Source organism: Spiroplasma endosymbiont of Dactylopius coccus, assembly GCF_977110965.1.
In genome coordinates, this window is record NZ_OZ373019.1 from 1,360,172 (window position 1) to 1,374,093 (window position 13,922).

The 13,922-nt window shown below is 23.4% G+C and carries 12 protein-coding genes and 1 other RNA gene; all 13 read right to left on the minus strand.

Annotated features, from left to right (window positions below; translation table 4 throughout):
• Positions 1-49 precede the first annotated feature (49 nt).
• Positions 50-3,277 (minus strand): FtsX-like permease family protein, encoded by a 3,228-nt coding sequence (locus ACXUB0_RS08535; RefSeq protein ID WP_458258399.1) that lies wholly within the window; start codon positions 3,275-3,277, stop codon positions 50-52.
• Positions 3,278-3,410: 133 nt separating this feature from the next.
• Complete coding sequence (gene hpt, locus ACXUB0_RS08540; protein ID WP_252319078.1) at positions 3,411-3,992, minus strand: hypoxanthine phosphoribosyltransferase; 582 nt, start codon at positions 3,990-3,992, stop codon at positions 3,411-3,413.
• 122 nt (positions 3,993-4,114) lie between these two features.
• The gene (ftsH, locus tag ACXUB0_RS08545; protein WP_458258400.1) at positions 4,115-6,136 is read right to left on the minus strand and encodes an ATP-dependent zinc metalloprotease FtsH; all 2,022 of its coding nucleotides are present in this window, start codon (positions 6,134-6,136) and stop codon (positions 4,115-4,117) included.
• A 37-nt stretch (positions 6,137-6,173) separates the two neighbouring features.
• Positions 6,174-7,463: a tRNA lysidine(34) synthetase TilS gene (tilS, locus tag ACXUB0_RS08550; protein ID WP_252319076.1), complete on the minus strand. Its 1,290-nt coding sequence runs from the start codon at positions 7,461-7,463 to the stop codon at positions 6,174-6,176.
• Positions 7,464-7,584: 121 nt separating this feature from the next.
• Complete coding sequence (locus ACXUB0_RS08555) at positions 7,585-7,722, minus strand: hypothetical protein (protein ID WP_458258401.1); 138 nt, start codon at positions 7,720-7,722, stop codon at positions 7,585-7,587.
• A 115-nt stretch (positions 7,723-7,837) separates the two neighbouring features.
• Positions 7,838-8,137 (minus strand): methyltransferase, encoded by a 300-nt coding sequence (locus ACXUB0_RS08560; protein ID WP_458258402.1) that lies wholly within the window; start codon positions 8,135-8,137, stop codon positions 7,838-7,840.
• A gap of 89 nt (positions 8,138-8,226) precedes the next feature.
• Positions 8,227-9,192: a hypothetical protein gene (locus ACXUB0_RS08565; protein WP_458258403.1), complete on the minus strand. Its 966-nt coding sequence runs from the start codon at positions 9,190-9,192 to the stop codon at positions 8,227-8,229.
• A complete protein-coding gene (gene tmk / locus ACXUB0_RS08570) occupies positions 9,179-9,853 on the minus strand; it encodes a dTMP kinase (RefSeq protein ID WP_458258404.1) in 675 nt (224 codons plus the stop codon). The genes ACXUB0_RS08565 and tmk overlap by 14 nt, the downstream gene beginning before the upstream one ends.
• Before the next feature lie 38 nt (positions 9,854-9,891).
• A complete protein-coding gene (locus ACXUB0_RS08575; protein WP_210368440.1) occupies positions 9,892-10,161 on the minus strand; it encodes a YbaB/EbfC family nucleoid-associated protein in 270 nt (89 codons plus the stop codon).
• A gap of 18 nt (positions 10,162-10,179) precedes the next feature.
• Entirely contained in the window at positions 10,180-11,946 is a 1,767-nt protein-coding gene (dnaX, locus tag ACXUB0_RS08580) for a DNA polymerase III subunit gamma/tau (RefSeq protein WP_338987936.1), read from the minus strand.
• A gap of 58 nt (positions 11,947-12,004) precedes the next feature.
• Positions 12,005-12,457: a nucleoside deaminase gene (locus ACXUB0_RS08585; RefSeq protein WP_338974350.1), complete on the minus strand. Its 453-nt coding sequence runs from the start codon at positions 12,455-12,457 to the stop codon at positions 12,005-12,007.
• Between the two features lie 24 nt (positions 12,458-12,481).
• An RNA gene (gene ffs, locus ACXUB0_RS08590) (signal recognition particle sRNA small type) lies at positions 12,482-12,576 on the minus strand.
• A gap of 70 nt (positions 12,577-12,646) precedes the next feature.
• On the minus strand, positions 12,647-13,912 hold the full coding sequence (gene serS / locus ACXUB0_RS08595; RefSeq protein ID WP_458258405.1) for a serine--tRNA ligase: 1,266 nt from the start codon (positions 13,910-13,912) through the stop codon (positions 12,647-12,649).
• Positions 13,913-13,922: the final 10 nt, after the last annotated feature.

The window sequence follows — 13,922 nt, forward strand, 5'->3', positions numbered from 1 at the left end:
TTTTATCAATTACTTTATCTTATTTATATAGAAATGCTTAAAAAATATTTTAACTTCCTTGTAATAAAGCTGTTACTGGTTTGTATTTAATTAAATATAACCCAACAGCATAGCCAATAACCATTATTAAAAATACCATTCCAAAGCAAGATAAAATTGTAACTAGATTAGCAGCCACATTAAAAACAACGCCTGCTTTAGTTGCAATAATTAAAGTAATAATATTTCACACAACATAAGAAATAATAGTACCTAAAATAAAAGCAACCAATAAAGCAATAATATAGGAGCCAATAATCAATCTGTTAATTTCATTTACACGATAACCCAAAGATTTCATCATTGCAATAATTAATAAATTATTATCTAAAATCATATTAACAATAATTACCAATACAAAAGCTACAGCAAATAATGTTAAAATTTTTGTAATATTTATAATTGTTCTAATTCCATCAAATATTTCAACTAATAATCTTTTAACTAAATCATTAATAAAAGGTATTTTATTAATAGGTTCTAAATTTTTTGCTAATATTTGTTCTTTAGTATATTCTACAGATGGTTGCAAAATATTTATATAATTTAATGGAAAAATATTGCTCTCTTTGGATAATCAATGATTAAAAGAATCTGATATTGGTTTTGGATCTTCTGACGGGGAAGGTTTTATTAATCCAATAGATGTTCGTAAATCATCAAGATTAATATAAACATTCGAATTGTCTAAATTATTTTCAATAATTCCTTTAACTTGATAAATTACTGGAATTGTATAATTATATCAACTTGCTAACATTAAAAAGTGATCATCAATTTTATAATCATTTAAAATTGATAATGTTTTTGAAATAACTGCTGGTAAAATATAAGCTGTAGTTGTTATATTTTGTCCTTGATTATCAGTATAAGTAACTTTTTGTGCTTGTAAATTATGAGAATTATTAAAAATAGGATCAATATCACGATTTTTTGCTTCTTTAAAGTTAAATCAATTTTTTCAAACTAAATCTTGATATGGATCATTATAAAGTCCTGTTGCTTTAATTTTTTTTGTGAGCATGCGGCCCTGATTATGTCCTTTTCATTCATTAGGAGGTCTTAAATTTATTTCAATAGTTGGATAATACTTATTATTATAAATATTTAAACCTAAACTAATACCAGGCAACGGGTTTATTTCTGGATTAATACCTGTATTTGTTGAAATATAATTAAATATTTGATGAATATTTTGACAAATAATTTCCATTAATGGTTCAGGTAGTATCTTTTTTGGATTAATAAAATCTTCACAATCAGATTTAGTCTTAGTTTTTTGATAAAGGATATTAATTTCTTCGCTATTCATAAAATAATCTTTAAAATTATTATTATTAATAACACTTTCAATTTTTTTAGCTTTACTATCATTATCAATATGAAAATCATCAGCTACTCATTGATGATATTTATTAGTACCAGTTTCTTTATCTTTCACAATATCTTTTTCTGAAACTCAATCAAAAACCTGCTTATCAATACTTAAATTAGAATCATTAGTATATGTATACATTGATGAAGTTGATGTATTTCATTTAACATCTTTATTGTAATATCCATATAAATTATTTATTTTATTATCAAATAAATCAGTAGCTGAACTTTGAAATAGTAATAAAAAACTAACAAAAATAAAAGTAAAAAATACTAAAAATAGTTTTCCAACCGATTTTAGAGTGAAAGCAATTGCTAAACGTTGTTTAAATGGTCAATAACGAAAGGGGTATTTTAAAACTGAAATTAGTTTAGAACTTGAATTACTTGGTCTATCATAAATTAATAATAATGGACTAACACGTAATTTTGTTTCCGATTGCATATAACTAATTACTATAAAAATAATAGGAATAATTATTAAACTTACAATAAATACTATCCAACTAAAAAATAGTATTGGTAATGGCATAAAAAACCCAATGTTATTTAACGAATTAAATCATATTTGTAATCCTAGACCAATACCTAAACCAATAATACTAGAAATGAATGTTATCAAAAATATTAAAATTACAAAACTAATAGCAATTTGAAAATTACTATAACCAAGAGCTTTTAATAATCCTATCTGTGGTTTTTGTAAATCAATTTCTTTTCTAACATATGACATAATGATAAAAATAATAACTAATAATACTACAAGAGTAATTGCCGTAAACATTATATTTTCCATTTTAAAACTCTCTAAAATTTGTCCTGAACGAATATCTTCACTATCACTACTAATAATTGAACCAAAACTAAAACTAAAAGTTTTAATTAAAAGTTCTTCTAACTTACTAACAAAATAACTATCGTTATTGTTAACTCTTAATAAAAATATATTATTTAAATTAGTTCTAAATGTAGAATTTTTTATTAAATTATTAAACCATTGATTTGACATATAAACAGGACTTGTATTTTCAGATGTCGGATTAGGATTTGTTGCAGTACGACTACCAGTAATTCCCCAATAAGCATAGCCAAAACCAACAACTTTTAATTTTTCAACTTTATCAATAACTGTTATATAATCATTTAATTTAATATTATTAATACGTGCAAATTCAGGATTGATCACTATTTCTAATGGATTAATAGGTTTAATGCCTTCGGAAATATAAACTTCATTAATATTATTTCTTTTTGGAGCAAAATCAAAAGATTCACTTTTTTCTGAAGTATAAAATCCATTTTCTAATGAATAATAATTTTTTTTAAGAGAAATAACGTTTTCATAATCAAAAGTTTTAAAAAATGATTTAGCAAGTTCATAATGTTGCAAATTATAAATTTCATCATTTTTAACTTCGTTTTCTAAAATATCATTAAATAATATTCCTTGATAACTTAATCCTCAGTTTAACAAATAATTTTCAAAATCTTTATTAATTTCTACTCCCGAAGGAAGGGTAGGAAAACTATTATTTCTAAGATTATTTTCTTTAATTTCATCTATCTGTGCATAAATTTCTGATTCATGTAGATGACCTTCAAATTGTTTTTTGATAATTGTTTGGATTCTTGATGTTACAGTAGCAGTATCTTTATAATTATTTAATAATTGTAAATTAATACGATAGTCATATTTACCACTATTGTTTAATACTGTATAAAAACTCGATTCAGCTCTTGATGCTGTACTATAAAGCGCAGAAAGAGTAGAAATTACAATAACTAATAGTATTATAATACCTAAATATTGTAATAATCTTTTCTTGATTCCTCTTAAAACATTAACAAAAAGATTGCTCATTATAACTCCAATATTCTTATACAACTTAAAAACTGCTAATAGTATAATTTTATCATAATAAAATAATGCTAATTATATTTGAACTATATTAAAAAATAAAAATTTTAATATTATTATTAACTTCTAAACTTATTTACTTAACTACTTTTTTACATTTTTCTAAAATTGCAATTTTATTAAGGTCAGCAATACCAACATAAGGTAAGTTTCTCAATTTTTCATCGTAATCAAGACCATATCCCACTAAAAAATGATCAGGAACTTCAAAACCATATCAATCAGCTTCAATTTTAGCAACTCTTTTAGATTTCTTATCTAATAGAGTAATTATTTTTACCGATTTTGCTCCAAGTTCTTGTAAATGATCACGAATTTTAAATAACGAATTACCTGAATCAATAATATCTTCAACAATTAATAAATCACGACCCTTAACATTATTAATAACATCCATTCTTATTTTTGGTTTATTTACCGCCTTTGTTTGCCCTAAATATGACTCTACATACATAAAATCAACCAAACAATCAATCTTAAGATTTAACATAAATTGTGATAAAAAAGGTAAACATCCTCTTAATATCCCTACTAAAATAATGGGCTCTTTATTATCTTTATAATAACTATTAACTGATTTTGCAAGTTCAATAATTTTATTATTAATTACATCAGTACTTAATAATATTTTTTCTACTAATTCATGTTTTTCCAACATTGTTTTTCTCCTTATTACTTTTTATATTATATTTACCAAATAAAAAAAGAAAATAAAACAAAACTTACACATTATTGAAAATATTAAAATAGTAAGTTTTGTTTTTTATTATAATAATTTAATTATTTCTTCTTAGGAACAACTGATATTGTATCATCATCAGTCCCTGAATTATTATCTTCCTTTTTATCATTTGATTCATTATCCTCTTTGGAAGGATTTTTACTATTTTTTTGCATTTCTTTTTGCATTTCTATTACTTCAATTGGTAATTTATTATATTTATCAATATATTCTATTTGTTCAGCAGTAATTGTTTCTAAAGTCATTAATGATTTAGCAATTAATTCTAATGTATCTTTATGTTTTTTAATTGTTGCTACTGCTTCAATATAACAAACATCTAATAATTTTTTAATTTCTCCATCAATTTTAGATGCAATATCATCAGAAAACTTATTTGCTGCAAAAGGTGAATACTCATTACGTGGACTTTCAAATTGAACTAATCCTAATTCAGATGACATTCCATATTCAGTTATCATTTTTCTGGCAATATTTGTTGCTTTTTCTAAATCATCATGAGCACCAGTAGTAATATTTGCATTACCAAACATAATTTCTTCTGAAGCGCGACCACCTAAATAACCAGTAATAGTTGCTCTTAAATGTACTTTTGAATAAAACATAGTATCTTCTTTAGGAGTCATAATAGTATATCCACCTGCTTGTCCACGTGGTATTATTGTAACTTTTTGAACTTTAGAAGCATATTCTAGTTTTAAACCAATAAGAGCATGTCCAGCTTCGTGATATGATACTATTTTTTTATCCATATCAGTAATTACTCTTGAAGTTTTAGCAGGTCCACCAACAACTCTATCAATAGCTTCATCAATTTCTACTAAACCAATAACTGTTTTATTATGACGAACAGCTAACAACGTTGCTTCATTTAATACATTTTCTAATTGTGCACCACTAAATCCTGGCGTTCTCTCTGCTATTCTTTGAAAATTAACTTTTGGCGAAATATTTTTATTACGAGCATGTAATCGTAAAATTGCTTCACGTTCTTTAATATCAGGTCAACTTAAAGAAATTTGACGATCAAATCTACCTGGACGTAATAACGCTTCATCAAGTACATCAGCACGGTTAGTGGCAGCCATAATAATAACTCCCAAGTTAGTTTCATATCCATCCATTTCAACTAATAATTGGTTTAAAGTTTGTTCATTAGTTGCAGTTGAAACTGAGGCACGTTTTCTTCCTACTGCATCAATTTCATCAATAAAAATAATACAAGGAGCACTTTTTTTAGCAGTAGTAAACATTTCTCTAATTCTTGAAGCTCCAACTCCAACAAAAACTTCTTCAAATTCAGAACCAGAAATTGAAAAGAAAGGAACACCTGCTTCACCAGCAACTGCTTTTGCTAATAAAGTCTTACCAGTACCAGGCGGTCCTACAAGAAGAACTCCTTTTGGCAGTCTTGCACCCATTTGTGCATATTTTTGTGGAAACTTTAAAAAATGAACAACTTCTTCTAATTCCAATTTTTCTTCTTTAATACCAGCAACATCAGTAAATCTAGTATCTGATGTTCTAATCTTAGCACGACTTTTTCCCATTGAAAAAGGACTCATGCCACCACCGGCACCCATTTTATTCATTTTAGAAAATAATCAAAATGAACCACCAACTAATACTAATATTGGAAACATACTAATTAAAAATGTTTTTCAAAACGGAACTAATTCACTAATAATTGTGGGGTTAATATCAAAGCCTTTACCCTCTTTATCTTTTCTGAATAATTTTTCAATAACATCATGATAAAAACCACCTGTAGCAGTTCCAGAAACTGTCGCTTCAAATCGTTTTACTTTACCATTAATTCCTAAAAAACCTGTAATATAAGTAGTATGATCAAAAAATTGAACTTGTACTCCATCAATTTTACTAACAGTGTCACTACTATTGCCAGGGAGTTTACCATCTCTAAGTAATGTTTCTAATTGAAATTGATCTAAAGTTAAAGCATTACCTCTTAAAAAATATCACAATAAAATTCCAACAAATACTAAAAAAGCAACGAATAGTGCAACAATCATTCAATTAATTTTAATTCGCGTTTGCATTATTTTTTCACCTACGTTTAATTTCTAATTTATTTTCTTAAATAATACCATAATATTTTAGCACATACAAATTAGGTTTCTCACTAATATTGTTTTTATTTACTGATAATTTTGGAATTGCCACTACTTTTCCGCTTGAATTTATGATTACTGGTCATATAAGACGTTCACGATATGGAATTTTATTATCAATAAATAAACGATTAATTTTTTTTGTACCAAATGGTGTCTCAATTTCTTCTTCACCATTATTAGTTCTAATTGTTAATGGAAAATCTGATTTATTAATATATAAAGCTTGAAATTCACCACCTGTTGGTTCAGTTTTAGAAATAGTAATTTCCTTAAAATTATAGTTATTTATTTTAGAAATTTTATAACTAAATTGTTTTGGTTCATTTTTTTCACTAATATATGCAAAATTATATTCTTTAATAACTCAAGTATTTTCAGAAATACAAATAGTAATATTTGGTTTACTAGATTTAGTTAAAACTCTAACTATTTCTTTAATTTTAGCCTTTTTTAAAGATAAAACTAATTCTTCATCATATTGGCTTAAAAATTCATAGATAATCATTTGTTGTAATTTAAATTCATATTTTTTAAATTCATTAATAGCAAGCACATCATCATTAATAATGGTATTATAAATTACTTCAAGTTCATCTTTCAGTAACTCTTGTTCACTATTTAATTCTTTAATTTCACTTAACATTAAATTAATATCAAAATCAGTAAGTTTATTAATTTGTTGTTGTCTAATTCGATTTCTTTCATAAATAATTAATTCATTTGTTTCATCAAATCCATATTTAATATGATACAAAGTTAAATAGTCAATAATATCTTCTTTTTTTAATTCTAACATTGGACGATAAACCGATAAAGATTTATATGTTGTTTTAAATTTTAATCCATAATAAGAAACTATTGCCTTGCGTTGTTTTTGAATAATATATGTTTCAAGTAAATCGTAAATATGATGTGCTACAACAAGATTATAAACTTGATATTTTTGAGCAATTTCATTAAAAAAATCATATCTAAGTACACGTGCTTGACTTTGAAAATTTTGTTTTTTATTGTATTCCTCTTCTTTAATATTTTTTACTTCTAAAGTTATTTTATTATTTGTACAATATTCTCGAACAATTTGCTCATCAACATTACTACTTCAACGTTTATGATAATTAACATGACAAACAATAATTTTAAACTCATTACGTACTAAATTATCTAATAAAAACATACTATCTGGACCACCTGATACAGCTAATAAGTAAGTTATTTTTTTATTAAGTTTATTTAATCAATTAATATTCATTTTAAACACCTAACCTTACACTTATATTAAGATTATTTATATCACTTTGCTATTTCATCAATATAAGTATTATTTTCATTATGACAAATCAATGGTGGCAAAACAATCATTCCTTCTTTCACTAAAATCCTGCTTCAATTAAAAAAACATTGGCAGCCTGATTAATTTTAGGATAAACTATTTGTAATTTTTTAGGTGTAATTTGATATTTTTTTAATAAAAGCAGTGTTTCGTTTATTCTTTCTACACTATTTATCATAACCAATCGCCCTTTGTCTTTTAATAATTTACTTGCGCTAGCAATAATCTCCTCTAAATTAATATATACTTCATGTCTTGCTACAACTTTTAAAGGTTGTGCTTTTACTTTGCTTTTATCTCATAAAGGAAAAAAAAGGTGGATTACATACAATTAAATCAACTTTTTCTTTTTCTCTTTGAGCATAAATTTTTATGTCTTCATGAACAATGACAATTCTTTTTTCTAAATTATTAAGTTTTATATTTTCTAAAGCAAGTTCAACAGCTGGCTCTTGAATTTCAATACCAATTACTTTTCCTTGAAATTTTGCCGCTAAAATTATTGGAATAACAGCATTATTAGTTCCAAAATCAATTATTGTTTTAGTACTGGGTTTTATTTTAATAAAATTACTTAATAAAATAGTATCCAAAGAAACACAAAACATATCTTTTCTTTGAATAAGCTTAATTTTTTTATCATCTTGATTTAAAATTAAATTTTTTTTGTACTTTCCATAGTTTAATTATCACTTACCTTAATAAGAAAAGAATTTATTAATAAATTTAAGTTAACATTAAATTTTAATTTAGTAATTGTAAATGAAATTTGTTCTAAAATATAGGCTATGTTTTTTAAATTACTATTTTTTCATAAATTAACTAAACTTTCAATAAAAAAATTATTAAAATCATACTTTTTAAATAAAAGAAAAGTTAATTTATTAAAAACTACTAAATTAAAAAATCTAAAAAAGTAAATAATTTCTTTTTTTAAACTAATTATTTTTTTATTCAAAAGTTGATTGTTAACTTTTTTATCATTATCATTAATAATAAATTGTTTAATAATTTCAATATATTTTTTTAATTTAAGTTTACTGCTTTCATCTGTCAAAAAAGTAGTATTTGAAAATATTTTTAAAATTAATAATTGTTCATCATCATAATCGTTACTAACAAATATATCATTTTCTTTTGAACAATTTATCAATTGACAACGAGATTTAATAGTAGGGAGTATTTGATTAATATTAGTGGTAGTAAAAATTACATAAATATTTTTAGATAATTCTTCTAAAGTTTTAAGCATAACATTTGAGGCTGAAGTTGAAGAAAATTCAATTTGATTTATTAAATAAATTTTATTAGCATCTTTTTCTAAATTAGTTTTAGAAAAATCATTAATAATTTCTAAAACAATATTTTTATTCATAATATTATTTTTACTAAAATCAAATTTTTTAAAATCAAAATAACTATTAGTTTTAATTTTAAAACAATTTTGACACATATTTTCTTCAGTACATTTTTTTAATTGATTATTATTTTTACAAACAATTTTTTTTATTAACTTATTACTAACATTTATATTTAATATTTTATTTTTCGAATACAATAAAATTACCTGTGGAATATTTTCCATTACAAAAATAGAAAAATTTTCTGATTCTTCATTTTCAAATAAAATTACATTATTTTCCTTCATTAGATCCTCTAATTTTAATTTTTTTTCCTTTAAAACCTTTTTCTTCAACTAAATTTATGATTAGTTCATAAACACTATTAAAAACTTTTTTTTCTGATAAATTAGCATTTATTGTATGAACGCGATTTGGATTACTAATAGCAATTTTTTTATAACCATTATATACTTTTTGATGAAATTCTAATGTTTCTTCATCTAATCTATTCAATTTTTCACCTTTTCTTAATAAAATTCGTTGTAAACCTATTTCTGGTTTAATATCAAATAAAACCGTCAAATCAGGTTGATAATCTTCAAAAATAAGCTTTTGAATAAGATTTATTTTATCAATATCTAAATTTCTAGCATAACCCTGATATGCTAAAGTTGAGTCAGAAAAACGATCAGAAATAATGATTTTATTACTGTTTTTATTTGGCAGAATTTTTTCAATTAAATGTTGTCTTCTAGCTGCAATATAAAGCAAAACTTCTGTTCATGGATCCATTAATGTATTTTCTTTATTTAAAATAACTTGTCTTATTTGTTCAGAAATTTCGCTACCACCTGGTTCTCTCGTAATAATAACATCAAAACCATCTTGTTTTAATTGTTCTTTAATCATTTTTAAAACTGTAGTTTTACCTGCACCTTCTGGCCCTTCAAAGGTAATAAATAACATTTTTCTACCTCTTTCTATGCTAAAATTACTAAACTTTTCTAAAACTTGCCAGCAATATTTTTTTCTTTTTCATCTATTTGTTTTAATGCTTTATTTAGTTCTGTTTGTAGCATATCATTAATACTTGAATAATCATTTTCTGCTTCTTTTAATAATCCTTCAATATTAATTGAAACTAGTTTACGTCCACCTGTTATAATAATTTTAACTAAACCATCAATATCAGAAAAAGTAAATTCTTCTTTTTTAAATTTTGTTAACTTTCCTTGAATTGCTTGTGCTTGTGCTAGCATTCTTTTCATATCCATATTTTTCACCTCATATTTTTATATTTCTTCAATTTCAGTAAATATTTTTTTTATAAAATTTAAAGTCGGATCTCTATCTACATTGGTAAATGACTCAATTACAGGTTTTGATATTACAATATCTACTGGTTTTGGTAATATTTTTTTTGTTAGTAACTCTTGATATTTTTTTCTTGTTTCCTGTCATTGATTTTTATCAAGGGCATAAATCATGTATTCATTTTCTAATAAAATATTTAAAAATTCTCTATGTTCTTTACTTAAAAAACTTTGATTTATTAAATCAGATTGAATAATATTTTTGGTAATAATAATAATGCCATTAGTAGATGCTGCCGCAATAATAGTATTTATATAAACTTTAGTTATGTTTCTAAATTTATTATCATTAATAAATTTAGAAATATTTTTTCACTTTTCACTAACTTCTTTTCTAATATTTTTATCAGCTTGTAAAATTAAATTAATGGCTTTATCAATTATCTCATCATTTTTTAAATTTTTCACAGTTGGTACATTAAAAATTTCTTTTTCTTTAATACTAGTATTTTCTTCTTTTACTAAAATTGAAGTTAATTCTTCATTATTTTTATCTATTTCGCTTTTTTTTAAAATTTTTGTTATTTCATCTTTACTATTTAAATTTATACTTTTATTTTCTATATTCATAATAGATATTTTTGTTTTTTCTAAATAATTTAATGAATATTTATTCTCAAAATTTTTAATTAAATTTAATATTTTTAGTATTAATGTTGGTTTTAAATCATCAACATCTTCTTGAATTAAAATGTCATTAAATGAATTCAAAATTAAAAGTAAATCAGATTTTACTACTTCAGAAAAAATATTTACTTGTTGAATATTTATCATTTTAAGTAATTCTGTTTTTTTAGTAATAGCATAAATTAATATTTCTTCAAGAATGTAAATAAAATCAATAATATTTTTTTTATATTGAATAGTATATTCATCAAATAATGTTAATTGTTTTATTACTTGCTCAATATTACAATTAAATATATTAATTAAAAATAATATTTTATTTTTTGTTGATAAAACAGAAAATATTTTTTCAACATTTTTAAGTGTTATATTATTACCATAATTAAATGTTTTTTCTAAATAATTTAAACCATCACGTAAAGATCCTTCGCTCAATATTGCTAATTCCTCTACTGCTTCAACCTCAAAATTAATTTTTTCTTTTGTTAAAACATCAATAAAATGTTTTTTAGTTTCATTTACATTAATTTTTTTAAATTCAAATCATAAACAACGAGAAATTATAGTTGGAATTACTTTATATGGTTCTGTTGTTGCTAAAATAAAAATAATATGTTGTGGTGGTTCTTCTAAGGTTTTTAATAATGCGTTAAAAGCAGAAGTTGTTAACATATGAACTTCATCAATAATATAAACTTTATATTTAAAATTCATCGGTAATAAGTTAATATTATCTCTAATACTTCTTATTTCATCAACACCATTATTGGAAGCACCATCAATTTCTAAAATATCAATACAATTATTTGAACTAATGTTTATACAATTTTCACAAGTATTACATGCATCTCCATCAATGTTATTTTGACAGTTAATTGCTTTAGCAAATATTTTAGCCGTTGATGTTTTTCCTGTACCTTTTGAGCCTGAAAATAAATAAGCATGATTAAAACTATTATTTAAAATAGAATTTTTTAATATTCTTACAATATTATCCTGACTAATTATTTCTGAAAAAGAATTTGGTCGATACTTTCTATAAAAAGATTTATGTTTCATTTAAATCACCTATATTTATCCTAACAATTTTTTATAAAATTTGTTATAAAAACAATTATTATAAATTACGAATTTCTCCAAAAAAACTTTGTAACATTTCTTTACTATCTAAGTTTAAAGAATAAGTATATTCACTACGATGATTAAATCTTTTATCTAATGTTAAATTATAGAGTGATTCAACGCATCCAAACTTACTATCTTTTAAAGCAAAAACAATATGTTTTATTCTTGTTTGTAACAAAGCCCCTACACACATTAAACATGGTTCTAATGTTGTATAAATAGTACAATTTAATAAACGTCAATTATTAATTTTTTTACATGCTTTTTTTATTGCAATAATTTCCGCATGTTGAGTTGGATCTTTGTCTTTTTCCTTTTTGTTAAATCCTCTACCAATAATATTATCATTTTCATCAACAATAATTGCACCAATTGGAACATCACCATTAATAGCAGCTTTTTTAGCAAGCTTTAAGGCAATTTCCATATAATTTTGTTTTTTCATTTAAAGAAACCTCTTTTTTATTTTTCAAAATAAAACCACCGCACACAATCCTAATCCTTATGGCTGCTACCTTTCGGTCCTGACCCGGTTCGAATGTAATTGTTGCAGTGGCATTATTAATTATAACATTTTTTTTATAAAAAAATACATTTTTTTTAATTTATAATGTTTCACGTGAAACATTATAAATTAAATAGTTTTTAAATTATTCATATAAGGTTGTAAAACAATAGGTATATTTACAACATTATCTTCTTCAACATAAAAATTTTCTAAAATTGCTGCAACAACTCGATCAATAGCTAATCCCGATCCATTTAGTGTATGTGGACCTATTTTCTTATTATCTTGACTAACTCTAGTTTCCATTCTTCTTGCTTGAAAATCTTCACAATTACTACATGAAGAAACTTCACGATAACACATTTGAGAAGGTAATCATAATTCTAAATCATAAGTTTTAGCAGCACTAAAACCAATATCACCACTACATAAATTAATAACTCTATAAGGAATATCTAATTTTTGTAAAATTAATTCAGCATTATTAGTTAACTCTTCAAGGGCATCATAAGATTTTTCAGGATCAACAATTTGAACTAATTCTACTTTATTAAATTGATGTAATCTAATTATTCCTCTTGTATCTCTACCAGCAGAACCCACTTCTGAACGAAAACATGGTGTATAAGCACACATTTTTATTGGTAATTCAGAAAAATTAATAATTTCATTACGATAAATATTTGTTAAAGGAACTTCTGCTGTTGGAATTAAATACTGTTCGTTATTTAATTGAAATAAATCATCTTTAAATTTAGGAAGTTGCCCTGTACCAAATAAGTTTTCTTTATTAATAATTAATGGTGGTAAAAATTCAGAATAACCATTTTTTAAATGAGAATCAATCATAAAATTCATTAATGCTCTAACTAATAAAGCACCTTTATTTTTATACATAATAAATCTAGTACCACTTAATTTAGTTGCTTTTGAAAAATCAATTATATTTAACTTTTCAGCAATTTCTCAGTGTGGTTTACTATTTTTTTTAATAACTTTCCCTCATTTTCTAACTTCTTGATTATTAGTTTCATCGTTTCCTTGTGGAACTGAAAAATGTGGTATATTAGGAATTACTAACTGTAATTCATATATTTTATCTTCTAAATCTACAATTTTTAAATTATTTTTTATAATTTTTTCTTTTAAAATAATCATATCATCTTTAATTTTTTTTATTTGATCATTTTTTTTATTTTTTAATAATTCACCAATTTGTTTAGACTGTTTATTTCTTGTTTCTTCTAATTTTTGATTTTTTGTTTTTAAAGTTCTTATTTCTAAATCTAAATTAAAAATTTTATTTATTTCGTTTTTATAACTTTGGCCCCTTGTTTCTATTTTATTAATAGTTTTTTCCAAATTATTACGTATTTTTTCTATATCAATCATTTTAGCACCT